At 46.6% G+C, this 23756-nt stretch carries 28 protein-coding genes and 2 tRNA genes; 20 read left to right on the top strand and 10 right to left on the bottom strand.

The features are described 5' to 3' along the window. Window positions 1-23 precede the first annotated feature (23 nt). Window positions 24-440, bottom strand: coding sequence for a nucleoside-diphosphate kinase (locus EPD17_RS13405; protein ID WP_132054958.1), 417 nt, complete (start codon window positions 438-440; stop codon window positions 24-26). Window positions 441-581: 141 nt separating this feature from the next. Between EPD17_RS13405 and EPD17_RS13400 the strand changes: the two genes are divergently transcribed. From EPD17_RS13400 to EPD17_RS13390, 3 genes are all read left to right on the top strand, one after another. After that, complete coding sequence (locus EPD17_RS13400) at window positions 582-1589, top strand: DHH family phosphoesterase (RefSeq protein ID WP_132054956.1); 1008 nt, start codon at window positions 582-584, stop codon at window positions 1587-1589. 14 nt (window positions 1590-1603) lie between these two features. Next, window positions 1604-2575 (top strand): FKBP-type peptidyl-prolyl cis-trans isomerase, encoded by a 972-nt coding sequence (locus EPD17_RS13395; RefSeq protein WP_132054954.1) that lies wholly within the window; start codon window positions 1604-1606, stop codon window positions 2573-2575. A 312-nt stretch (window positions 2576-2887) separates the two neighbouring features. Continuing rightward, entirely contained in the window at window positions 2888-3316 is a 429-nt protein-coding gene (locus EPD17_RS13390; protein ID WP_132054952.1) for a hypothetical protein, read from the top strand. 15 nt (window positions 3317-3331) lie between these two features. Here the strand turns inward: EPD17_RS13390 and folP are convergent, their stop codons facing one another. Beyond that, complete coding sequence (gene folP / locus EPD17_RS13385; RefSeq protein ID WP_132054950.1) at window positions 3332-4165, bottom strand: dihydropteroate synthase; 834 nt, start codon at window positions 4163-4165, stop codon at window positions 3332-3334. A gap of 177 nt (window positions 4166-4342) precedes the next feature. Between folP and EPD17_RS13380 the strand changes: the two genes are divergently transcribed. From EPD17_RS13380 to EPD17_RS13360, 5 genes are all read left to right on the top strand, one after another. Further along, a complete protein-coding gene (locus EPD17_RS13380) occupies window positions 4343-4900 on the top strand; it encodes a DUF1599 domain-containing protein (protein ID WP_132054948.1) in 558 nt (185 codons plus the stop codon). A gap of 9 nt (window positions 4901-4909) precedes the next feature. After that, window positions 4910-6058: a BT_3928 family protein gene (locus tag EPD17_RS13375; RefSeq protein WP_132054946.1), complete on the top strand. Its 1149-nt coding sequence runs from the start codon at window positions 4910-4912 to the stop codon at window positions 6056-6058. Window positions 6059-6104: 46 nt separating this feature from the next. Then, window positions 6105-6542, top strand: coding sequence for a hypothetical protein (locus tag EPD17_RS13370; protein ID WP_132054944.1), 438 nt, complete (start codon window positions 6105-6107; stop codon window positions 6540-6542). A 15-nt stretch (window positions 6543-6557) separates the two neighbouring features. Then, window positions 6558-7607, top strand: a complete 1050-nt coding sequence (locus tag EPD17_RS13365; RefSeq protein WP_132054942.1) for an ABC transporter permease — start codon at window positions 6558-6560, stop codon at window positions 7605-7607. A 197-nt stretch (window positions 7608-7804) separates the two neighbouring features. Then, window positions 7805-8233 carry a CBS domain-containing protein gene (locus tag EPD17_RS13360; protein WP_132054940.1) on the top strand — a complete coding sequence of 143 codons (429 nt, stop codon included), beginning with the start codon at window positions 7805-7807 and terminating at the stop codon, window positions 8231-8233. On the opposite strand, the gene EPD17_RS13355 is transcribed toward EPD17_RS13360, so the two are convergent. Further along, window positions 8227-8508 carry a DUF721 domain-containing protein gene (locus EPD17_RS13355; RefSeq protein ID WP_114234408.1) on the bottom strand — a complete coding sequence of 94 codons (282 nt, stop codon included), beginning with the start codon at window positions 8506-8508 and terminating at the stop codon, window positions 8227-8229. The two genes, EPD17_RS13360 and EPD17_RS13355, sit on opposite strands and share 7 nt — an antisense overlap. Window positions 8509-8610: 102 nt before the next feature. Then, window positions 8611-10641: a TonB-dependent receptor gene (locus EPD17_RS13350; RefSeq protein ID WP_132054937.1), complete on the bottom strand. Its 2031-nt coding sequence runs from the start codon at window positions 10639-10641 to the stop codon at window positions 8611-8613. A gap of 131 nt (window positions 10642-10772) precedes the next feature. On the opposite strand from EPD17_RS13350, the gene EPD17_RS13345 reads away from it, so the two are divergent. The 4 genes from EPD17_RS13345 to EPD17_RS13330 all read left to right on the top strand — a co-directional run bounded on the left by EPD17_RS13345 (window position 10773) and on the right by EPD17_RS13330 (window position 12811). Then, on the top strand, window positions 10773-10976 hold the full coding sequence (locus EPD17_RS13345; protein WP_132054935.1) for a hypothetical protein: 204 nt from the start codon (window positions 10773-10775) through the stop codon (window positions 10974-10976). A gap of 98 nt (window positions 10977-11074) precedes the next feature. Beyond that, complete coding sequence (locus tag EPD17_RS13340; RefSeq protein WP_132054933.1) at window positions 11075-11764, top strand: metallophosphatase domain-containing protein; 690 nt, start codon at window positions 11075-11077, stop codon at window positions 11762-11764. Between the two features lie 357 nt (window positions 11765-12121). Next, window positions 12122-12379, top strand: coding sequence for a type II toxin-antitoxin system HigB family toxin (locus tag EPD17_RS13335; protein ID WP_240040622.1), 258 nt, complete (start codon window positions 12122-12124; stop codon window positions 12377-12379). A gap of 51 nt (window positions 12380-12430) precedes the next feature. Next, window positions 12431-12811: a helix-turn-helix domain-containing protein gene (locus EPD17_RS13330; protein WP_132054929.1), complete on the top strand. Its 381-nt coding sequence runs from the start codon at window positions 12431-12433 to the stop codon at window positions 12809-12811. Window positions 12812-12967: 156 nt separating this feature from the next. Here EPD17_RS13330 and EPD17_RS13325 read toward each other — a convergent pair. Both EPD17_RS13325 and hscB read right to left on the bottom strand, forming a co-directional pair. Beyond that, window positions 12968-13051, bottom strand: a tRNA-Leu gene (locus tag EPD17_RS13325). A gap of 14 nt (window positions 13052-13065) precedes the next feature. Then, window positions 13066-13584 carry a Fe-S protein assembly co-chaperone HscB gene (gene hscB / locus EPD17_RS13320; protein WP_165929612.1) on the bottom strand — a complete coding sequence of 173 codons (519 nt, stop codon included), beginning with the start codon at window positions 13582-13584 and terminating at the stop codon, window positions 13066-13068. A gap of 87 nt (window positions 13585-13671) precedes the next feature. Between hscB and EPD17_RS13315 the strand changes: the two genes are divergently transcribed. Further along, window positions 13672-14880, top strand: a complete 1209-nt coding sequence (locus EPD17_RS13315) for an NAD(P)-dependent oxidoreductase (protein ID WP_132054925.1) — start codon at window positions 13672-13674, stop codon at window positions 14878-14880. 24 nt (window positions 14881-14904) lie between these two features. On the opposite strand, the gene EPD17_RS13310 is transcribed toward EPD17_RS13315, so the two are convergent. Continuing rightward, on the bottom strand, window positions 14905-16836 hold the full coding sequence (locus EPD17_RS13310; RefSeq protein WP_132054923.1) for a PAS domain-containing sensor histidine kinase: 1932 nt from the start codon (window positions 16834-16836) through the stop codon (window positions 14905-14907). Between the two features lie 375 nt (window positions 16837-17211). Here EPD17_RS13310 and EPD17_RS13305 point away from each other — a divergent pair, with 375 nt between their 5' ends. After that, a complete protein-coding gene (locus EPD17_RS13305) occupies window positions 17212-17481 on the top strand; it encodes a hypothetical protein (RefSeq protein WP_123893293.1) in 270 nt (89 codons plus the stop codon). A gap of 119 nt (window positions 17482-17600) precedes the next feature. Continuing rightward, window positions 17601-17819: a hypothetical protein gene (locus EPD17_RS13300; RefSeq protein ID WP_132054921.1), complete on the top strand. Its 219-nt coding sequence runs from the start codon at window positions 17601-17603 to the stop codon at window positions 17817-17819. Between the two features lie 198 nt (window positions 17820-18017). Here EPD17_RS13300 and EPD17_RS13295 read toward each other — a convergent pair whose 3' ends face one another. Beyond that, window positions 18018-18998, bottom strand: a complete 981-nt coding sequence (locus tag EPD17_RS13295; protein ID WP_132054919.1) for a fasciclin domain-containing protein — start codon at window positions 18996-18998, stop codon at window positions 18018-18020. A gap of 566 nt (window positions 18999-19564) precedes the next feature. Between EPD17_RS13295 and EPD17_RS13290 the strand changes: the two genes are divergently transcribed. From EPD17_RS13290 to EPD17_RS13270, 5 genes are all read left to right on the top strand, one after another. After that, window positions 19565-19942, top strand: a complete 378-nt coding sequence (locus EPD17_RS13290) for an ArsR/SmtB family transcription factor (RefSeq protein ID WP_132054917.1) — start codon at window positions 19565-19567, stop codon at window positions 19940-19942. Further along, window positions 19939-20568 (top strand): mercuric transport protein MerTP, encoded by a 630-nt coding sequence (merTP, locus tag EPD17_RS13285; RefSeq protein WP_132054915.1) that lies wholly within the window; start codon window positions 19939-19941, stop codon window positions 20566-20568. The genes EPD17_RS13290 and merTP overlap by 4 nt, the downstream gene beginning before the upstream one ends. 2 nt (window positions 20569-20570) lie before the next feature. Then, the gene (locus EPD17_RS20390) at window positions 20571-20786 is read left to right on the top strand and encodes a GDCCVxC domain-containing (seleno)protein (RefSeq protein WP_132054913.1); all 216 of its coding nucleotides are present in this window, start codon (window positions 20571-20573) and stop codon (window positions 20784-20786) included. 294 nt (window positions 20787-21080) lie between these two features. Beyond that, on the top strand, window positions 21081-21413 hold the full coding sequence (locus EPD17_RS20385; protein ID WP_132054911.1) for a four-helix bundle copper-binding protein: 333 nt from the start codon (window positions 21081-21083) through the stop codon (window positions 21411-21413). 59 nt (window positions 21414-21472) lie between these two features. After that, window positions 21473-21952 (top strand): DUF305 domain-containing protein, encoded by a 480-nt coding sequence (locus EPD17_RS13270; protein WP_132054909.1) that lies wholly within the window; start codon window positions 21473-21475, stop codon window positions 21950-21952. Window positions 21953-22289: 337 nt separating this feature from the next. Here EPD17_RS13270 and EPD17_RS20245 read toward each other — a convergent pair whose 3' ends face one another. Both EPD17_RS20245 and EPD17_RS13260 read right to left on the bottom strand, forming a co-directional pair. After that, complete coding sequence (locus EPD17_RS20245; RefSeq protein WP_240040621.1) at window positions 22290-22979, bottom strand: response regulator; 690 nt, start codon at window positions 22977-22979, stop codon at window positions 22290-22292. A gap of 455 nt (window positions 22980-23434) precedes the next feature. Next, a tRNA-Pro gene (locus EPD17_RS13260) sits at window positions 23435-23508 on the bottom strand. Window positions 23509-23756: the final 248 nt, after the last annotated feature.

Here is a 23756-nt window from a genome sequence, read left to right as displayed (position 1 = left end):
ACCCGCGAACTAATTGAACTTTCTTAAAACTGCTCCAGTCCGGAGAAAAAGAAAGAACCTTCGATTTGTGCGTTCTCGTCGCTGTCGCTGCCGTGCACCGCGTTTTCACCAACCGAAGTGGCGAACATTTTACGGATGGTACCTTCCTCAGCTTGTGCAGGGTTGGTAGCACCGATCAGTGTGCGGAAATCAGCTACTGCGTTTTCTTTTTCCAGGATAGCGGCAATGATCACACCGCTGCTCATGAACTGCACCAGCTCGCCGTAAAAAGGACGCTCTTTGTGCACTTCGTAAAACTGTCCGGCTTTTTCTTCGGTCAGTTTGGTTTGCTTCAGGGCAACCACGCGAAAGCCGGCTTTAATGATTTTATCCAGGATGGCTCCGGCATGTCCATTGCGCGTGGCATCCGGCTTGATCATGGTGAATGTTCTGTTGCTCATAGTTTGCTTTTTGCGCCGCGAAGATAGGGAGGGAAGTCCGAAGTCGGAAGACGGATGTCCGAAGAGTTCCCACCGTTACTCGCACTTCTTCCGACTTCGGACTCCGGTCTTCCGACTTTTCCGTAGGTTTGCGGCCTGTTTATGCAGCCGATACAAGATATTTTTCCGTTATTATCACAGCCGCGCAGGGTAGTGGTTACCATGCACCAGAAACCCGACGCCGACGCCATGGGCTCTGTGCTGGGACTGCAGCATTTCTTGGTACAACTGGGCCACCAGGTGCAGGTGATTTCGCCCACCAACTGGGCCCGCTGGCTCGACTGGATGCCCAGCGTGGACGCCGTGCTCGATTACGAACTGCACCGCGCCAAGTCGGACGAATACATGGAAGCGGCCGATTGGATATTTTGCCTTGATTTCAACCACCTGGCCCGCACTAAGGGCATGGCTAAAAAACTGGCGGAAGTGGCGGCGCAAAAAATCCTGATCGACCACCACGAGCAGCCCGATATGGTGCAGTTTGCCTATGGCATCTCATCGCCGGGCAAAAGCAGCACCTGCGAAATGGTGTACGACCTGATCGTCGAATCGGGCCACCGCGATAAAATCAACAAGCCCGTTTCGGAATGCCTGTATGCCGGCGTTGTCTCGGACACCGGCTCATTCCGTTTCTCCTCCACCGGCGCCTCCGTGCACCACATGGTGGCTTATTTAAAGGAAATGGGGCTGGAGCACGCCAAAGTGCACGAATCCCTGTTTGATAATTTCCTGGAAAACAGGCTGCGTTTTTTAGGCCACATCCTTACCAACCGCATGGAAGTGGATTACCTGAACAACACGGCGTTGGTGTACATCACCCGCCAGGATTTGTATAAATACGATATTAAAACCGGCGATACCGAAGGCATCGTCAATTACCCGCTGTCCATCCAGGGCATCAAGCTGGTGGGCTTTGTGGTTGACCGCGATGAGCTGCGCAAATGGAGTTTCCGCAGCAAAGGCGCCTTCGATTGCAACACATTTGCCCGCACTTATTTCAATGGCGGCGGCCACTACAATGCAGCCGGTGGCCACGATCTTGAATCGCTGGAAAAAACCATCCAGTCGTTCAAAAAGGCGATTAGCGAAAACGAACATCTTTTACAATAAAACAAACACTTCCAATGCAATTTTCCAGACAGCTTTTGTGCGTGGCGGCAGCCGGCCTGGCACTGACGGCCTGCAACCAGGTTGAATATAAAAAAACCGCCGGCGGCATGCCGTACCAGGTTTTTTCGAGCAGCAAAGGCGACAGCGTAAAACCCGGCAGCATCATCAAGATCAGCTACCGCCAGTCGATCAACGACAGCACCGTAATTCCCGGACCCGGCCAGCCCGATGCACCGATCTATTTCCAGGTGACCGGCCAGAGCCAGCCCTACGACATTTCGGAAGTGTTGACGATGCTGAAAGAAGGCGACAGCGTGTACGCCGTGCAGCTGATCGATACGTTTATGGCCCGCCAGGCCAAGAACCCGCAGGCGCAGCCCCTGCCGCCTGAACTGAAAAAAGGCGACCGCCTGATTTCTTCGCTGAAAGTGCAGCGGGTATTTAAATCGCCGGAAGAGGCACAGGCAGACGAAGCCAAGGAGCGGGAAACGGCGTTTAAAAACGATAAAACCATCCAGCAACAATTGGCCGCCGACGATAAAACACTGCAAGCCCATTTTACCAAAAATGGCATCCAGGCCAAGAAAGTTGGGCAGGGCACCTATGTGCAGGTGCTGCAACCCGGCGCCGGCACACAGATCACCGATGGCAAAGGTGTAAGCCTGATGTACAGAGGACAAACGCTGGAAGGCAAAGTGTTCGACACCAATATGGACAATACTTTCAAACACACCGACCCGCTGACTTTTGTAGTAGGCGCCAGCCCCATGATCAAAGGCTTTGAAGAAGGGGTACGCGGCCTGAGCAAAGGCTCTAAAGCCCGCCTGTTTATCCCGTCTTCTTTGGCTTATGGCGCTAACCCGCCTTCGCCGGATATTAAACCGAATGAAAACCTCGTTTTTGATATCGAGATACTCGATGTGAACGATGGCGCTCCATCGGCAAATGCACCCGGTTCGCCGACAAATGGCGGTGGTGGCCGATAATAAACGGGTACACATATAAAATATCGCAATTTTACGGCTCATCACACGATGAGCCGTTTTTCGTGGATGAGGCCCGTTTTTAGTCCAACCAAACTGCACCTGCTTTGACTGTACCTGCTTAGCGTAAAACTCTAATCCATCCTTTGAAAACATTTACCATTGGTCCCATATATGCCCGGTATTTGCACAATGAACAAGAGCATCCAGCAGGTGCTCTTTTTTTATGCAATGGGATGCTATGGTTTAACGAAACGATTGACATGCAGTAATTAATTTACCCGCAAAAACAAGACAACGCGACTACTGCTGCTGTTGGCCTTTTCTATTGCCTTTGGACAACTACACGCCCAAAAGGGCCCCAAATTTACCTACATAGTCCTGGAGATTAGTGGAGAGTGGGATTATGAAGCAAAAAGGAGTTTTTTAAAAATTTTGCCCGAACCGGCGAATCCGAATGCACAAAGTTTCTATGATCTGGTTCCGTTTTTAAATGAAAGGAGTGTAACCTATAACAAGGACAACTATTATCCTGCTATTAAGGACACGGCGCGGGGTATTTATAATTATTTCGTCAACCAGTCGCAGGTGTTGCAATTTGCTGCCGACGTGGGGTGGGAACTGGTTCAGGTGGTGCAGCAAATAGACTCTGAACCAGCAACAGAGTTGGTTCGGGATTCGCGACAGGTTTATACAAAAATTAAAACCCGCCCGGTTTTTTATTTACGCAAAGCAATTGAATGACCCGGCGAACAGCCTTTATAATTCGCCATTTAGTGCCGCTACCAGCCTAACGGCCTGCACCGCTTCGGCCACATCGTGCACCCGCAATATTTGTGCACCTTTCATCAGGCTTACGGTATGCAAAACCGTGGTTCCGTTTAATGCATCGTCGGCGCTGATGCCCAGTGTGCGGTACACCATGCCTTTACGGGAAATGCCCACCAGCAGCGGGTGGCCTAATTGCTGAAAGTACTCGAGCCGCGCCATCAATTCAAAATTATGCGCAGCTGTTTTGCCGAAACCAAAACCAGGATCAACGATGATGTCCTTAATGCCCATAGCCTGCAATTCGGCCATGCGGAAATTGAGGTAATCAAATACATCTAACACCACGTTGTTGTACTGCGGCGCCTGCTGCATATTTTGCGGGTTGCCCTGCATGTGCATCAGCACATATGGCACGCCTAATTTGGCCACCGTGGGCAGCAGCGCAGCATCCAGCGAGCCCGCACTTACATCGTTCACGATGGCAGCGCCGCGTTCCACCGCACCAAGTGCCACGGTTGCATAAAATGTATCGATGGAAATAATGGCTTCCGGAAAATGGTGCGCAACTGCTTCAATTGCCGGGAGCACACGTTCCGCTTCCTCCTCCGCAGCCACCCGCTCTGCATTGGGGCGGGTGCTTTGTCCGCCGATGTCGATGATGGCTGCGCCTTGCTCCAATAATTTGCCAGCCCGTTCCACCACCGCTTCCAGGCTTGCCGTTCGCGACCCGGAGAAAAAAGAATCAGGTGTAGTATTTAAAATGCCCATGATCCGGGGCTGATCGAAATGGAGTAACCGGCCGCGGCAGTTGATGCTGTTCATAATGAAGGCACATGTTTGCACAGCAAGATAGACCCTTTTGGGCTGCATAAATGTGTGCAAATGGAAATGCAGTGTGCTGTCAAATGCGCCGCAATATGTTTTTGTAGTTGTCTTTGTTCCCGTTTTGTGTTTATAAAAAATGGCCCGCGGAAAAAGTTCTGCGCTTAATTTTAGCGCATGACAACAGAACAGCAGCGAACGGATGCACAGTATGATGCGGTGATCAAAAATTGCCTCGACATTTTTGCAAAAAAAACCGCCGATTACGGCACTGCATGGCGGGTGCTGCGGCCCATTTCCATTACCGACCAAATTTACATCAAGGCACAGCGCATCCGCACTATCCAGGAAAAAGGCGTGCAGCGGGTACACGATGATCTGGAAGGCGAATTCATTGGCATCATCAATTATGCTGTGATTGGATTGATGCAAATGCAACTGCCGACTGATGCACCGGAAGACTTGGAAGTCGACGAAACAATAAGCCGATATAAGGAAGTAATTACTGTTGTAAAAGCGCTCATGCATGATAAGAACCACGACTATGGCGAAGCCTGGCGGCACATGAGCCAGGAAAGTTTTGTAGACCTGATCCTGATGAAGCTGCACCGCATGCGCCAGATCATTGCCAACGGCGGGCAAACGCTCATCAGTGAAGGACTCGACGCCAATTATCACGACATCATTAACTACGCAGTATTTGCTACCATTTTACGGCGGCAGGCTGCGGTATAAAATTGACGCATGGCCATCACCACGCATATTTTTCGCATACTGGTTGGCGTTTTATTCATCCTGTCGGGGTTGGTAAAAGCCAACGACCCGTTGGGGCTGAGTTATAAAATGCAGGAATTCTTCGAGGTATGGTCGGCCGACCTGGCCGCATCGGGCTTTTTTGCAAAAGCGCCGCTTATTGCGCTGTTCCAGTGGCTGCACGAATACACGCTGCCGCTTTCCATTGTGATGATCACGCTAGAGATTGGCGCAGGCGTTGCGCTGTTGGTGGGCTGGCGGCCCAAAGCAGTATTGCGCTTGCTATTGTTGTTGATCGTGTTCTTTACGTTCCTTACAGCATACGCCTATGGCTCGGGTAAGTTTAAAAACTGCGGCTGCTTTGGCGATTGCCTGCCCATTTCTCCGTTGGCATCGTTGCTTAAAGACATTGCGCTGCTGGTGATGATACTGGTGCTTTGGTGGGGCCGGCGCTACATACAGCCATGGGTGCGGCCCGCAAGGGCAGGAGCGTTGGTGTTTGTTGCAATAGCCGCTACACTTGCTATACAATGGTATGTGTTGCAATACCTGCCTTTTGCCGATTGCCTGCCGTTTAAAAAAGGTGCCAACATCAGCCAGCAAATGAAGATACCCGCTGGTGCCCACCCCGATTCGTTCGTCATCCAGTTTGTGTATGAAAAAGGGGGTAAACAGCATGCATTCGATGCGTCTAATTTACCTTCCAACCTGGGCACGTACAAATATGTAAGCCGTGTAGATAAACTGGTGCGCAAGGGCAATGCCGAACCGCCCATTAAAGGTTTTGCACTCACCGGGGTCTCTGGCGCCGACAGTACAGATGCGGTGCTGGCCCTCCCCGAAGCATATCTTCTTATTGCCGAACAATTGGGCAATGCAGGATCGGATTGGGCTGATGATTTTGCCCGACTGGCGCAAGCTGCTTCAAGCAAGGGCATTCCGGTGCTGGTGGCTACATCTGCCCCGCTGCAACGGCAAGCGCAGTTGCTGGCGGAAAAAGGCATATCCTATGTTTCCGTGTTCTCGCTGGATTTTACCGCTGTTCGCACCGCTGCCCGCACCAACCCAACGCTGTATCATTTAAAAAGGGGAGTGATTCAACAGAAATACAGCAAGCGGCAGATCGACGAGGCTTTTTAATTAATCTATACCCGCTGCTTAATCGCGACCAATAACGTTCATGCTTATGCGCAATTTGTTTTCTGAAAATGTAGCCGCACGGATCATGCTGGTAATTTTTACAGGCACAATCATTTTTCACTTCCTGGTGTTGGGCGGCATTGTGCCCTACGATATGGTCTGGGGCGGGCGGTTGAAAAATAGGGAGGAAATGGTGCGGTTTGAATGGGTGTCTATTCTCGTCAACTTTGTTATGTTATTTGTAGTGCTGCTGGCTGCACGAGTTATTCCGAATAGTATTCCGAGCTTTATTTTCAAGGTGGCGTTTTGGATGATGGCTGTTCTTTTTTTGATGAATACAGTGGGCAACCTGCTGTCGAATAGCGCAATGGAAAAAGCTATTTTCACACCCGTCACCGCCGTGTTGGCTTTATGCAGTTTGCGGTTCGCTTTGGCTGGTAAAAAGCAGTCGGCCCGTTTCTCTTCCGTCAATTCAAATTTTTAAAATAAACAGCAGCCTGTGCTCCGGTTTATCCTCCAAAAAATATGGTACGGACTGCTGGTGTTGCTGGGCGTAGTAGCGCTGGTATTTGTGCTGTTCCAGGGCTTTGGCGACCCGGCCCGGCTGGTGATGGGCCAAACCGGCGATGCAGCCACGCAGGCCGCCATCCGGAAAGAGTTGAACCTGGACCAACCCAAATGGAAACAGGCATTGCTGTACCTCAACGATGTATCGCCGCTGGCGGTACATAGCGCAGCTGCCATTGAAGCTAAAAAGCTAAACGGCATTTTCATTGGCGGGGAATACAAGATTGGATTGAAGCTGCCTTACCTGCGCACTTCGTACCAAAGCCGCAAGCCGGTTACCGATGTGTTGCTCGAAGTTTTGCCCGGCACCATCATTTTGGCCGTGGCGGCAATGGCTATTGCAGTGGCATTGGGCATACCGCTGGGTGTGCTGGCAGCTACTCGCAGGGGCACCTGGCTCGATACCACAGCGCTGGCCACTTCCATCGTCGGCATATCGGCGCCTTCGTTTTTTATGGGCATCGTCATCGCCTACCTATTCGGATTTGTGTGGAGCCAGTACACGGGCCTGCACCTCACGGGCAGTTGGTTTGATATTGACGTGCAGACCGGCGAAAGAAAGCTCACCTTGCAAAATGGCATTTTGCCCGCCATCACCTTGGGCATCCGGCCGCTGGCCATCATCACCCAACTGACCCGCAGCGCACTGCTCGATGTGATGCAGCAGGATTTTATGCGCACCGCTTATGCAAAGGGTTTGGCGCCGCGGCAGGTGATTTGGAAACATGGCGTACGTAACGCTTTGAACCCGGTGCTCACAGCCGTTACCGGCTGGTTTGCAGAACTCCTGGCCGGCGCATTTTTTATCGAATACATTTTTGGATGGCGCGGCATTGGCAAGGTCACAGTGGATGCGCTGGAGAAACTAGATTTTCCCGTAGTGATGGGCTCGGTGCTCATCACGGCTACATTTTTTATCGTAGTTAATATTTTGGCGGATATCCTTTATGGCGTGTTGGATCCACGGGTAAGGATTAAATAGCCGGTCCACTGGTGAAACAGCAAGAATTTTTTACCCGCCTGTTTTATACACAACTGCACAAAAGCCTTAACCCGCGGAGGCTCTAATTCATCAGTTAATAAAAACTGTGTGGGGGTGATTTTTGTCATGGCAGCGAACGAGTTTAAATAGGTAACTTTATAATGTAACCCATTTTGCTTGCTTTAAATCCTTTGGCCATGACTAGATTAACCGAAATCCTGGATTCCAAATTTCCGCAGTTCAACACCACTACTCCGGGTCATTTGCTTACCGATGCGCTGTATCAAATGTGCTGTGAAAACGCAGAGTACCTAATTGTGCTGGAAGGCGAACAATTTGTGGGCTTGCTGTCGGAGAACGACATTACGCAGAAGTTGTTATTTGCCGACAAACCCATGTCGGAACTGACGGTGGGTGATATGATGAACCGGAAACTACCCGTTGCCAACCCAACCGATTCAATGGAGTATTTGATGCAAATGCTGGATCGGTATAACACCCGTTACATGGCCATTTACGATGGACTGGAATTTAAAGGTGTGTTGTCGGAAAACGACCTGTTGAAAAATGCAATCGAGCAGGGGCAGACCGTTACCGAAGACCGTGCCTACCCGTGGAATTATTGAATTACCACCTCCTTTATTTCATTTGATTGTAAAGCTTCGTTCACACGAAGCTTTATTGTTTCCTTTTGGTACTGCAGTTCCTGTTTTAGCGGCGCCACATTCGTAGTAATGTACAGGGTGCGGTTCACGATCTTGATCCGGTCGGTATATTTCGCGATGGTCTTGCCCATTAATTTTTCCCAAACCACTTCCAGCTGCATGGCCTGCATATCGCCCTTAAGGCGGCTGCCCTGCAAAAATTTCTGAATCGCATCACCCATTGAATACTGGCCCATAAACAAATGTACCTTTTTACGAATTGGCTGCAAATACCGCGGCTACTGTTTTGGTAACAGCGCCGCAATAAATTCCATATTTTGCTTTTAAACTGGTTGCAGTTATTTCTTTTGCGCAACCGAAAATGCAACCCCGCCGAAATAATTGCGGCCTGGGGCTGCATTGTAAAAACGCCCACCAAAACCATTCAGGTCGTTGCCCAGGCTATACGTTTGATCTAAAATATTTTCAACGCCGGCAAAACAACGCAGGCCTGTTCTGGTGCCCAATTGAAAACTACGTTGCACCTGCACGCCCAGCAAATGATAGCCATCTGCAAAGGCCGTGTTGGCATCGTTGAGCGGCGTTCGGCCATTGTATAAATAATTCAAGTAAAATGCCCAATCGGCCAGCCGCCAGTCGATGCCGGACGCCAGCGAAAACGGCGCAATACCCGGGAGCTTATTATCGCTAAAATCATTTTCTAACGGTTTAAAATCGCGGTACCGGAAATCGAACAGGGTAGCGCTCAGCCAGATGTTGCTGTTGTTTTGTGGCAATTGGGTGAGCTGGTATTGAAAACTGCCTTCGGCACCCATCTGGCCGGTTTTACCGCTATTGAGGTAAAAGTCGCCGCCGCCAGCATCGCGGCGCTGCACGATGGTATTGCGCAGCGAAAAATAAAAAAGGTTGGCATCAAATGAAAAGCGGCCGAAAGCGCCACGGGCACCAAGGTCGTAATTGACGCCGCTTTCCGGGTCCAACGCTGTGTTGATCGCACCACCGGTGGGCAGCAACTCGCTGAGTGTGGGTGGCGAAAAACCACTGGAAACGCTGGAGTAAAAACTAATTTTTTCCAAACGGTACAGCAGTGCCAGCCTGCCAGCCAGTTCCTGTTCAAATTTGCGGGTTAGGTTACCGGCAGTTTGTGGCTGCGACCTGCGGTAGCGAACATTCAGGCTGTTGGCTGATAGCCCGCCCGTGAGTTGCCAACGCTGCAATCCCAATGTTGCCTGAGCAAAATAAAGCGCCTGCGTGGTGCGTACCGCATCCGAATAGCGCAGCGAGTCGGGCCGGCCGCCAACGTTTTTCGAATTGGTAATGGCGCCCCAGCCGGCCTGCACTTCGGCGCCTGCCTGCAACAGCACGGTTGCAGTTGCTAGCCGTGGCGCATAAGAAAATATGGTGCGGCCGCCGGTGTGCGGCTCCAGGCTTTCGTCATATCCACGAAGGTTAGGATTAGTGAGCTGCGTGGCAGCGGCATACACAACCGTTTTATTTTTCAGGAGCGGAGCCAGTTCCTGCTCCAGCGATGCGCCGGCCAGCAAGGTTTGTTGGCGGATAGCGGCGGCCGCTGCAGCCGATCCGGGCCGGGCTCCTTTACGGTTGGCTTTGTATTCCGCTTCGGTGAGTGCACCGGGTGTTTGGTACTCGAGGTTGCTGTACAAAAACGAGGTTTTGAGCAGGCTTTTTTCACCAGTTTTAAAATGACCGGTCCAATCGGCGACGGTTCGCTTCAGCGCACTGTGGTCGCGAAAGCCATCACTTTGCTGGTGCTGCACCTGGAAGCGATTGGTCATTAGATCATTTCCAGTAGTAATAGCCACCTGGCCTTGGTGGGTGCCGAAGGAGCGAAGTGTGTAAGCCGCCTCTACACCTGTTTCTGGGGTTGGCGATAAACTTTCCAACAGCAACACGCCACCCGTGCCCGCACCGTACAGGCTACTGCCGGGCCCCTTGATCACTTCCATATGCTGCACATTGTAAAACCCAAGGTTGTTGAAATAAGTGGTGCCACCAGGAAGGGTAAATGGCAGGTCGTTGTAATACACTTTTACATTGCGTACGCCAAACGGCGACCGGAGCGAACTGCCCCGGATATTGAATCGATAGGACCCCGGCGAACGTTCTTCTAGTCGCACACCAGGTGCCGCGTTAACTGCTGAAACGAGTGAGAGCGGTGCAAAACGTGCCAGCGCACTGCGGCCTATTACCTGAACCGCTGCCGGCACATCGCGCAGCTTGCGGCCCTGTTCGTATGCCTGCACCATTACTTCGGGCAGTTCGGTGGTGGGTAGTGTGTCGGTTTGTTGTGCCACCGCCTCGTATTGGGCGGCTACAAATGCAAGGAGTATAAATGGTTTAGGGAACATGTATATTTTTTTGAAAAAGCACCAGCAAGCAACAACACCAGGACCTTAATGATTGGGCCGTATATTATGCTGGCACAAAAGTGGCAGGAAAGGTATTGGACAATATTTTTTTACCCCAAAATTTTTTGCGTATGTCAGGCAGAGGTGATAACAACAAAAGTGGAAGTGCAGGCCGTGGCGGCAGTAATCAAAGCAACCAGCCATTTGGTTCGGCAGAACAAAAAGGAAAATCCAACCATAAAAAAAATGCTTCGGATGCCAAACCATCCGAGCCGCAGGAGCGTTCGCAAGACCAATCGGCCAACCGGGACAGGAGCACCGGTAAAGATGCTTAAAATTGAAAGCTGCCGACGGGCAGCTTTTTGTTTTTATCACTAAGTTTTATGTTGAAATTGTTGCACTGATTTTTCTAAACAAAACATCATTTTATTTCTTGAAAATAGTTGCCATTTCCGACACACACTGCCGCCATCATTCCATCAAGCTGCCGAAAGGCGATGTGCTGGTGCATGCAGGGGATGTAAGTTCCAGGGGATTGAAGGCGGAAATACTGGACTTTTTGCAGTGGTTTGGGGCGCAGCCTTTTCCGCATAAAATATTCATTGCCGGCAACCATGATTTCTTTTTTGAAAAGACAAAAAAGGGAGTAATTGAACCGCTATTACCAAACGGTGTGCACTACCTGAATGATAGCGGCGTTTGCATCAACGGAATCAATTTCTGGGGTTCGCCGGTAACGCCTTTCTTTCACAACTGGGCCTTTAACCGGCAACGCGGCGTAGCGCTGCGCAAACACTGGAACCTGGTGCCCAATGAAACCGATGTACTCATTACCCACGGCCCGCCATTTGGCATTTTGGACCAGGTGCTCAATGGCCGCAACAACGGCGATAAAGACCTGTTGCCTTGCTTGCAGCGGGTTCAGCCGCAGGTGCACTTGTTTGGCCACATACACGAATCGTATGGCAAGGTTGTCCGCAACGGAATACGCTTTTTTAATTGCAGCCAATTAAACGAATCTTATGAGTTGGTGAATAAGCCTTTTGTATTCGACATTAAGCCGAAGCCGGCTATCGATCCTGCAAAAGCAGCATTAGAAACAGCACCACCTGATGGTGTGTAAATGATATAACGCTGCTGCATTGCAGCTATAGATACAACGAAAAAAGGAGGCACTAAGCCAATTTCACAAACAACTTTGGGGCGTATCGGTGTTTACGGTAGTTTTTTGCGGTTTACTTCATCTCAGCCTATGGCAAGGGTTGTATTGGCAAATATGATAAAGTGTCGTTTTACGCTAGTGAATAGTAATGATGACTAACCAAACCAAAACTGCGGTTTGGATTGAAGCTAATTTTCACCAGCTATTAGAAGTTTCTAATTTGGAAATTAAATTTAAAATATTGAAATTATTGGTTGTATTTTTGCCCGTAAATGAAATAGTTTGGTAGTCATCAGTTATAAGGCAATAAGGGACTTTGTGGATGTACACGCCGACGCCACAGACCCTTTGAACAACTGGTACCGAGTTGCAACCAAAGCCGACTGGGCGAACTTCAACGAGGTGCGGGAAATGTATGGTCATGTTGATGCGGTTGGAAATGATCTTTATGTTTTCAATATCAAGGGCAATGACTATCGCCTTATCGTTCGCATTATTTTCAAAGCCCGAACGGTGTATATAAGATTTGTTGGCACCCACAAGCAATATGATAAGGTTAACCTGGGCACCTTATAGATGTAACGTCCAGGCGAGTGGCTACTGTTTGTAGCAATTTAAATTTTGACTATGACACAGCGGAAGTCTAAAAAAATCGCAACCCTAAAAGAGTATAATGCGACAATGAAGAAAGTTGACGCGTTAATGAAGATCGGGGAGGCTAATCTAACTGATAGCCAAGTTGACGAAATACGTGAACGGTCGTTAGCTGCACAGGCTTTTGAACAGGGAAGGTATTTGATACCAGCGCCTTCCACGCTTGAAGGCATTATTGAATTAGCAATGTATGAACAAAAGCTAAAACAAAAGGAGCTTGCGAAAAAGCTTGGTATTGGTGAAGCAAAGCTTTCCCAGATACTTAGCAGGAAAAGAAAACCTGATGTTGTTTTCTTAAAAGCTGCACACCAGGTTTTAGGAATTGACGGCAATCAATTATTGGAACTTGCTTAAATTTTCTGAATTTTTTCAATGAGAGTTTTATGTAACTGGTAGGGGACATTGCGATCAAGCGAAAACGAAATTCAAATCAAAGCGTTCTCCAAAATCTTGCAAAAGCAAAATGCCTTATAACTGATAAAGTTACAAGGCATTTTCGCTTTCGAACTGTGCCCGAGATCGGAATCGAACCGATACACCATTGCTGGCGGCAGATTTTGAGTCTGCTGCGTCTACCAGTTCCGCCACCCGGGCGATGGGCGGCAATATTACGATATTCCATCCAATTGATGTTGCAATCGTTCCAAATATTTTTTACGATAAAAATATTCCTTCACTTGCAACAACTCTTTTTCGGTAGTAACACCGTCCTGATAACTTGCCACAATTTGCGCCACAGGTTCGTAGATTTCATGTTCCCAGTTTTTTAATTGCTGCGCCACTGCTGCTTTTCCCGCACCATCGGCGTCCATGCCTGCTTCTGCAATGGCTTCATTTATTTCCAGCATCTCCATTAAAAAGTCCGGCGACAACGCATACTTTTCGTCATCAATCAACAGGCCTTTTTGTTGCAACACATAACGGATCGTATCCTCACGGTTGCCCAAAGTTTTGAATGCTTTGTTCAAACCCGCAGTTGCATCCAGCGCTTCCTGTTGCTCCGCTGCCGAAGCATTGGCAAAATAATCGGGGTGATATTTCCGGCTCAACTCCAGGTACTTTGCCCGCAGCGTTTTCTTATCCACTTCTAACTGCACCGGTATTTCAAAAAGCTCAAAATATTCCATGCTATTTTTTTCCGTTGCAAAAATAACCCATTCCATTCGCAATAGCGGCATTGCCAACTGTTGCGCTGTTCCGCTTACCTTTAAATCATGACCATCGGAATGATTAAAGAGGGCAAAGTGCCGGCCGACAACCGCGTAGCGCTGACGCCCAGGCAATGCAAGTGGCTTGTTAAAAAATTTGCTGGCTTAACTATTAAGGTGCAAAGCTGCAGTTTGCGTTGTTTTAGCGATGCGGAATACCAGCGCAACGGCATTCCGGTGGTAACCGACGTAAGCGATTGCGATGTGCTGATGGGCATTAAAGAAGTGCCGGTGCAACAATTGATCCCAGACAAAACCTACCTGTTTTTTTCGCATACCAAAAAGGCGCAGCCGCACAATCAAAAACTGTTGCAAGCGATCATCGAACGCAACATTACACTTATCGATTTTGAATGCCTTGAACATTCGGACGGGCAACGCATCATTGGCTTTGGCTTTTTTGCAGGCGTGGTGGGTGCACACAATGGCATCATGGTGTATGGCAAACGAACGGGTAGTTTTGAACTGGAGCGGGTGTACCGGCAGAGGAGTTTCCGTCGATTAATTCATGCATATTTCGGATTGCATATTCCCAACATAAAAGTGGCGGTCACCGGTTCGGGCCGCGTAGCGCATGGTGTACTCGAAGTAATGAACCTGATGGGCATTATTGAAGTGGAACGAGAGGAATACTGCAGCCGTTCATTTGAATACCCGGTGTATGTACAATTGAAAGGTTCCGACCTGTACGCACATAAAGAAACAGGTGGTTACAACCGCGAAGATTTTCACGAGCAGCCTCAAAAATACCGGTCGCTGTTCCCCCAGTATTTACCACACACCGACATACTGCTCAATGGTGTTTATTGGGACAATAATGTGCCCCGCTTGTTTGAGCGAGAAGATGTGCAGCAACCCGATTTTCGCATTTCCGTAATCTCTGATATTACCGATGACGAACATGGATCGGTGCCCATCAACCTGGGCGATCAATCGATTGAAAACCCGGTATATGGTGTAAGTAAAACAACATTGGAAAAAACGGAACCCTATGCCTACAACTCGGTGGATGTGGTGGCAGTTGGCAACCTGCCCAATGAATTACCACGCGATGCATCCCGTTATTTTGGCGAGCAATTGATCAAATATGTATTGCCTGATTTAATTAGTGGCGGTTCTGAAATACTGGATCGTGCAACGATCGTTCGTAGCGGAAAGCTTAGTGAAAAATTCGGCTATTTGCAGGATTACGCTGCCGGTATAACGACCGTATAATGAGATTTTTGCGATAACCAAAAACTATCCTGCGCAGGGAAAAAGCATATAAAATGTGGCACTTGCTCCAAGTTCAGATTCCGCCCAAATGTAGCCATGGTGATTGTCCATAACTTTGCGGGCAATAGAAAGGCCGATGCCGGTACCCGAAAATTCGGAGCGGCCGTGCAGGCGCTGAAATAATTGGAAAATCCGGTCGGCATATTGTTGCTCAAACCCAATGCCGTTGTCTTTTACCGAAATCATTTGAAAGCATTGTTCGGCTGCATCCGGTGGCAATGCAATGGCTACATCAGCGCCCGACACCATTTTAGCGGTGATCTCAATCCGGGGCGGCACATCCTGTTTGCTGTACTTAAGCGAATTGGCAATGATGTTTTGAAACAACTGCAGCACCTGTCTTGAATAACCTTTGATCACCGGCATCTGCCCAATTTCAACAATAGCCTTTTTTTCCTCAATCGTTACTTCCAGGTCGGACAGTACTTGTTGCAATTTTTTACCCAGGTTCACCGATTCGGGATGTGCCGGCGTGGCGCTGATATGAGAGTAAGAAAGCAAGTCTTCAACTAGCGACGTCATGCGCTGCGTAGCGTTTTGCATGCGGGTAAACATATTCATTTCCGATTCCGACAAGCGGTCGGCAAGAGTATTCTTCAGCCGGTCGGAAAACACATGAATTTTGCGGATCGGCTCTTTCAAATCGTGGGAAGCCGCATGTGCAAATTCTTCGAGGTTTGCGTTGGAGCGCCTTAATTCTTCCACCAGTTTTTCCAACCGCAACTCGGTTTTTTTCAACTCCGAATAATCGGTAAATGTTACCAGCACTTCATCATGCACTTTGGTGCTGCGGAGGTCGAGGTAAAGATCATGGCCATCTACATGATAATGCACATCTTTTCGGATGGTGTTGCCCGTTAAGTATGTTTCCTTGTACATGTCAAACACACCATTGGTCAAATATCCCGGGAAAAATTCACTTCCCAATCGGCCTTTCAGCACTTCCGGCGTTTCGTTTACATAAGCAGCAAAAGTGGGGTTAGTAATCACAAATGTAAAATCCACCACTTCGCCATGGGCATCAAAATAGGGCGCAAAAGTAAACATGCCCGATTGTGATGCATTGAACACCGCCTGCATCCTTTCGCCTGCCTGCTCCACCTGCAGTTGTGTTTCTTTGGTAAGGCTGATGTCTAAAAAAATATTAATCAAATGGTCGTCGTCCATTTTCGACACCGACAGCTCGATCCATTTTTGCGTTGGCGCAAAAAAGTATTGTGCATTAAACGGCTCACCGGTTTCCAATGCATTTAGCGCCATTTGTTGTAAGGTGGACTGCGAAAAGTTCGGGTCCATTTCCGTTACCGTTTTGGAACTGATGGTCTCATCATTCAACAAAAGCATCTGGTGTGCCGCATCGTTCGACAGGATTGTTCTGCCATCAACAACCTGGCCCGTTTCGTCGCGTAGCACTTCGGTTACGGTAATACCAGCCGGGGAAAAACGCAGCAGGTTGTGCAGCATCGTTTTTTGCTCCTGCAGTTGCGCTGTTTGTGCTTCCAGCTGTTGAATGATCATGTTTTCCTTGGTACGGTCTTCCACCAGCGTCAGCACGCCTTCCCGCAGTTTGCACCGGTACACCCGTGCATATTTGTTGAGCGCCTTGTTGAACACATTTGTTTTTGCCGGCACACCGGTTTGGTACACCTGCACCAATTCTGCCAGCACGGACTTACGCAATTGATCATCAAGGGTGGGAGAGTTAGACACACGCAGGCCGGTAAACTGTTCCCGTGTAAGCTTCAGGTATTTGAGGCCGGCCTCGTTGCTGTACACAAATTCAAAATCAATGATGGCATCTCCTGCATCGTTCCAGATGGGTTGATTCCAAACGACCGCCTGCGGCTGTATATCGTATAACTCCGAAAATAACTGAGCGTCGTATGATGCCTTCATTGAAATAATTCCCACAATTTAAGCCGTTTCCATCTGGCTGGATTAAATAAAAAGACGGTGTTCGGTTTGCTTCCGTGCCGCACATGTTTCAACCAATTTGCCTTGCGATAAGTTCATACGTATCAAAATGTATGCGCATTATGAAGTGGGAAACAAAGCATCAAAAAGCGTTATTTATTGTTCGGTCACAAACAATGGAAAACAACCATAGCTAAAATCTAATAATGCAAAAAGGGATGAGTTCCATTGCGGTTTGTAGCAAAATATCCCGGGCACACAATGGAACGTGCTTCTATTTTGTAATGCCTTTGCTTGCGCCAAAGAAAAACTAAAAGGGGCTGGAATAGCTTTTGTATCTGCATGCTGGAAAAAACAATGAAACAGAAAAACATCTTTGCAGCTTTTGCCATGGCAGCGTTTGCACTCACCTCCTGTGGCGATAACAACGACATTGCAGCCTCCGAAGTACCCGCCGCGGTGATGTCCTCATTTAACAGCAAATACACCAACGTTACCAACGCCGAGTGGGAAAAAGAAGAACGCAATGGCGCCACGGTGTACGAAGTTGATTTCCGTGCAAACAACAAAGAAATCAAAGCCATTTTCGACACCAACGGCGGCCTTATTGAAAGCAAAGGCGATTAGTGCTACGTAAATATGGCCTCCGGTAAGAAATGTTTACCGTCATACAGCTTACCGCGAAATGAATCGGGCATACCATTAATTACGGCACAGGTATTGATCTATACACAAAAAAATACACTATGAACAGGAATAGCAAAAAAACTTGGAGAACGGTTGCGTCCGTAGTTGCATTGGGCGCCGCTGTGGTAGGCATTGCATATTATTTTAAAGACAACGAAAAGGTGCAGCAGGCTTTGGGCAGTGCAAAAACAAAAGCACAACAGGGCTATGGCAGCGTTAAAGACACCATCGGCCAACTGGCTGATGCCGCTCAGAAAAAGCTGGCGCATACTTCGTAAGCAATCTTATAGAATAAAAAAGCCCGCACTTGCGGGCTTTTTTTATTGCAGCGTGTTGTCACTTGCTGCAGTATTTCGACCTGACTCTAACGAATGCGTAGCCTTTTTTTTGTTGCTGTTTAAATACACGAAAAGTTTGAACACACATTTTGTAAAAACCGCCGACCCTGCGTAGGGTCGTTGGTTAATCAATTTTGATTAAGGCAACAAAACCAGGTCTATCACATGAATGACGCCATTGGTGGCAACAATGTCAGTTTGAACGATATCGGAAGGAGCAGAGTTTTTCCCATCGATCTGTGGGCCATTGGTCAATGAAATAATGGTTTTGCCACCAGACAGCATCGTCACCATTTTGCCATTGGTAAGGTCGGAAGAAAATACCCTGCCGGCCACCACGTGATAGGTCAGTATCGGAACCAAGTCAGCTGGCATTGCTGCTTCTATTGAAGCAATGGTTGTAAAACCTGCATCAATAAAAGCCTGGTTTGTCGGTGCAAATACGGTTAACGGACCTGGACCGGATAATGCGTTTACAAGGCCAGCTCTTTTTACTGCTGCCACCAGGTAAGTGAAGTCCGGGTTCACTGCCGCCACGTCAACAATGTTTCCTGCAGGTGGCATCAACACCCGCTCGATGGCGTGGATCACCGCACTTTTATCCGTTATATCGGCAGCCACCACAGGTGTGCCGTTGATAAAAACATCCGAACCACGACGAACGATATAAGCTTTTTGCTCGCTAAGCATCGTTAGCTCCGTGTACGTAGTGGGCACTTGTGCGGCCAGCACTTTTCCTTTCAATACATGATAGAGCAAAATGGCTTTAAGTTGTGCTACCGGAACACCGTTAATGGCCTGGCGTGTTCCCAGGCCCATTGCTGCAAATGCTTCATCGGTTGGTGCAAACAAAGTGTAAGCAAACTTCGGGTTATTCAGTTCGTTGGCAAGTCCGGCTCTTGCAATGGCAAATGATAGCAATTGAAATTGGGCCTGCCGCGATTTCCCGTTATTCATCTGCGCATTAGCCGCACTATTTTTTCCCACAGACTTACTATTTAAAAATGCAACAATACCTGTTTCGCCCGGTGTTGCTTCAGCATTATCCTTAGCTTCTTTTTGGCAAGAAATCATGATCAGAGCAGGCAGCAGCAATGCTGCCAAGACAAATCTCCGCATAGGTTTTGTGTTTTTTGGATTGAAAAAATATTAGTCTTCAAGGGCCAAGTAAGCTATAGCTGCACGGTAGGAGGAGAACAAGAATTTTGTTGGAAAAGTTCAAAAAAATTTTAATGTAATATTTTTTTGATTGAGCATGTTATCGGCGTTGATATTTTAGCCGATGGCTCTAAGAGTCTGACATGTCTTAAATGACTTCGTAGGGTTGAATAACAGCTGCGGATGATTTGCCAGAAGCGGCTCCATACATAACGTTGCGGCCAATACGATGATTAATGCTAACGACCTTCGCTAACAACATGCAATGGGGCAGGGCAGGAAATAGAGTGTAGTAAAAGCGTAAAATAACGAAGCACAAAATTTTACAGCTTGAGGTATGATCCTTTCCCAGAACAGAAAAATAATGGGATGGTGTAATGGATCTAAGTCGGGAAGACAGGACAATGTTCGAACCAATTTCTTGAAGATTTAGAGAAAATTCAAGACTTTATAAGACAATTTGAGATTTAGCTTGACATTTTGCCTACTTAAGCACTTGCTTAAATGCTTATCCTTACTTTTGCCACATGAATGGTAATACATGTTTAAGGCTTTATGCCGATCAGGCTCAAATAAATTCCTGTAAGGATAAGCTCAAGACCGCTCAAAGATCATTTAGCCAGCTTTCACCTATTCTGGCTTTGACTGGCAATGAGGTGCGCCTCAAAATGATTTACCTTCTGGATGAAGAAAAAGAGTTATGTCCTTGTGACCTGGCAGATATTTTAGGCATGACTATTCCAGCTGTATCCCAACATTTACGAAAATTAAAAGATGGTGGTTTGATTGAATCAAGAAAGGCAGGTCAGACTATTTATTACTCTCTCATGCAGGAAAACCTAAAAATTATACAGCCTTTCTTTAAGCACATTAACAAGCAAACCCAAAACCTGGAAACAGTATGATAAGTATAAAATCATCAGGCACTTTCACAAGTGCTGGAGTTTTATCAGCTATTGCAGCTTCGCTTTGTTGTATTACACCTGTTATTGCTTTAGTTGCTGGCAGCAGCAGCATTGCTGCGAACTTTTCGTGGATAGAACCAGCAAGACCCTATTTAATAGGATTATCAATAGCCGTACTTGCATTAGCCTGGTATGCAAAACTTAAACATTCAAAAACGAACAATATGGATTGCAATTGCGAACAAAGAAAAAAGACTTCGTTCCTTCAGTCAAAAACCTTTTTAAGTATCGTAACGGTATTTGCTATTTTGATGATGACTTTCCCAATGTATGCAAAAGCCTTTTATCCAAACCCAAAGGTACAAGCAGCAGGGGTGACAGTTGCCAGCAACAAACAACAGGTAAACTTTACGATATATGGGATGACCTGTGAAGGTTGCGAAGAGCATGTAAACACCCAGCTTTCAAAAGTGGCTGGTGTATTATCTTATAAAACATCCTATGCTTTAAAGAACTGCTTAGTAACTTTTGATAAATCAAAAGTTGATGTCAAGACAATTCAAGCAGCTATTAATAAAACAGGCTACACAGTAAAAGAGCATAAACTTATCAGTGAGAAGAAATAACAATGGAAAAAACACTAATACTGCAATCGACCATAACTTGCCCTAACTGCGGTTTTCAAAAAGAAGAAACAATGCCTACAGATGCTTGCCAATACTTCTATAAGTGTACAAACTGCGGCACAATTTTAAAGCCAAACCAAGGCGACTGTTGTGTATTTTGCAGCTATGGCACTGTTGCTTGCCCACCCATCCAAATGAATAAATCTTGTTGTTCCTAAACTTTACAAATAAAAAAAGTCCCTTAAAGTGACAAAAGAAGACTTTAAAGGACTTAAATGGACATTTGTCGGGATGATTGGACAATCTTCGAACCTATTAATCAATGATTTAGAGGAAATAAAGGAGTTTTTTGAAAAACAAAGGAGTTTATTGGACTTTCCTGATGAACCATACTAACCCTTCCAACATAAAGTGCTAAACTCCTCTCAACTGGAAAAGTCCAATTAATTTAAAATATTTTGAGTGGTTTAGTTTTTGTGGCAAGCTATACTAACAATTAAAAATCTTTAGTTATGACCGGATACCATACCTACAAATCGTGTATTGATGCTTGTTTGCAGTGCGCTGCCATTTGTAATCATTGTGCCAGTTCCTGCACACAGGAAGAGGATGTGAAAATGATGGCTAAGTGCATACAACTGGATATGGAATGTGCAGCAATTTGTTATGCAGCAGCTCAATTGATGAGCCTGGGTAGTGAACAGGCAAAAGACATCTGCCGTATATGTGCTGATATATGCGAAAAATGCGGGGCTGAATGTGCTAAACACCAAACTGAGCACTGCCAGGAATGTGCCCAGGCGTGCAAACGGTGTGTAGAAGAGTGCAGGAAAATGGCAGCGTAAAATATTTATACAAAGCAGGTTTAGCGCCTGCTTTTCTCATTAATCACAAATAGAATGTCATGGAACAAGAAAAGAATATGTCCCATTTGAAAGGCATGGGTTATAAAAAGTTTATGGTTATGATGTTGATCTCCTTTTTGATCATGTACATCGTGATGTTTTTAAATATGGATAAGTTAAGCCACTACCATACTAGCACCACTCGTGTTTATATGGCCCTGCTTATGGTAGCTCCTATGGCGGTGGTGATGATGACGATGATGGGCAAAATGTATCCTGATAAAAGGATTAATACAGGAATTATTATTGGCAGTATCGTTTTGTTTGCTGTAATACTTGTTGGTCTTCGCACACAAACACCCATCGGGGATGTTCAATATATGAAAGCCATGATTCCACACCATTCTTCGGCGATTATGGTAAGCAAACATGCCAATATAAAAGACCCTGAAGTAAAAAAGCTTTCTGAACAGATAATCCAATCGCAAGAAAAAGAAATTGCAGAAATGGAAGCCGCGCTCAACCGCCTAGAAAAATAAAGCCCTCTATTGGACAAAAGATAACTTTTTGAAACAATAGAGGACTTAAGTGGACATTAGTCGGGAAGACAGGTCAACATTCGAACTTGACAATCAACGACTTAGAGGCAATAAAGGACTTTTTGGAACAAAACAGGAATTTATTAGACATTATTGAAGGACCATTTTAACCGGTTGTTATTTAATGAGGCCTTCCTTATTTGGAATTAACTCATAAAATCGAATCAAAATGCAACAATCACTTAAATAGTGGTTATTCTTTTTTATTAGACCAGCATTAAATCCTTGTTTGGGCTTTCGTTGTGTCACACATTTGTCCGCGTGGTCGAATTGCTGCTTACAACCCAGCCTTGCTTTTCATATCGGCGGCAACCCTAACATAATCATCATAGCTGGCAGGTTTGATTAGATAATCAAGTGCTCCCATTTCTCTGTACTTTTCTATCTCCCTTTCCGACTTGGTTGTTGTGAGCACTATGACATGAATATGTTTATACTTGTGCATCCCTTTTAAATCTTTCAGGAACTCGGCCCCGGTCATGCCAGGCAAATAATGATCTGTAATAATAAGTTTTGGCAAAGATAAATGCTCTACTTCTTGCAAGTATATAAAAGCTTGCATGGCGGAAAAAACATAGTGAACGCTATCTACACCACATTGTGTAAAGGCATCTGCTAAAATCGCAACATCGTCCTCATCATCGTCAATGATCAAAATTCTACAGGGGACCACAGTGGTGTTTTGTGGCTTACCGCTAAGCGGATTAACTTCGTCCTTTAAGATGGGAATAGTAGATGGACTTTCGTGTTCAGTGATTTTCTGAACAATTTTCGAACTTACGACCTTGGTAGGGCAGTCGGATGTCCAGCTTCCATTTGACCTGATTAGGATAATCTTTTCCGGAAAATGATATGATATGTGATTGCCTTTATGGAGAAGTATTGCCTTATAGATACCGTCCACTTGATGCTTCACTTCATAAGTCGCAGAAGAACCATCCAACTGAACATATACAGTGAATGTCATCAATAGCCTGTTTAGGGAGTGAATCCAATTTGTACAGGCTGCAATACTTGCCAGATATGACAGGGTGTAGAAACGTGATAATAATAAAGGCACTATTATCGTGCCATGTAGGACGTCAAAGGGAAGCTGCAGCTTTGATGATTAAATTTCCTAAGGTAAACTAGGCGGTACTTGTAAATTGCACTACTCAACGGTAGATACATTTCAGTTAATCAAAGTAATTAAAGTTATCCGGAGATATATACCTAGAAAACCGATCTTTTACAGGTCTATTACCTAGTTGTACTCAATAAAGGACATAAATACCTGAAGCATTAGGTTTTGGGAACGGATTTCTACCTTGGGCTACAAATGCCGCTTCGAGCGGAATTAAAACCTTTAGCATAAAAAGCTAAGTCCTTAAATGTGACAAAATCAGACATTTTGAAACATTTAAGGACTTAAGAGGACATTTGTCGGGATGACTGGATTCGAACCAGCGGCCTCTTCGTCCCGAACGAAGCGCGCTACCGGGCTGCGCTACATCCCGAGTAAAATGGACGGGCCAAAAGTATCGACATTTCCCAATTTGTAAAAATTTTCACCGGAAGCAATGGGCGCAAAAATCCAATCATTGTAAAAATTTAAACGTAAAAACCACACTGATCGCCCCGTTTTGTTTAAAACTCAATAAATTATAACGTTAGCTCCTTACACAGCAATGAAAAGGAGTTGTATTTTTACACACGGGCCTAGTATTTTGCCCCTTAACCATGTTGCCGAATTGTCAATCTGTAC

Origin of the sequence: Pseudocnuella soli, assembly GCF_004347775.1 — a bacterium.
Classification (GTDB): domain Bacteria; phylum Bacteroidota; class Bacteroidia; order Chitinophagales; family Chitinophagaceae; genus Flavisolibacter; species Flavisolibacter aquaticus.
Note: the sequence above shows the minus strand (reverse complement) of the source record. Positions and strands in the feature narration are given on the sequence as shown.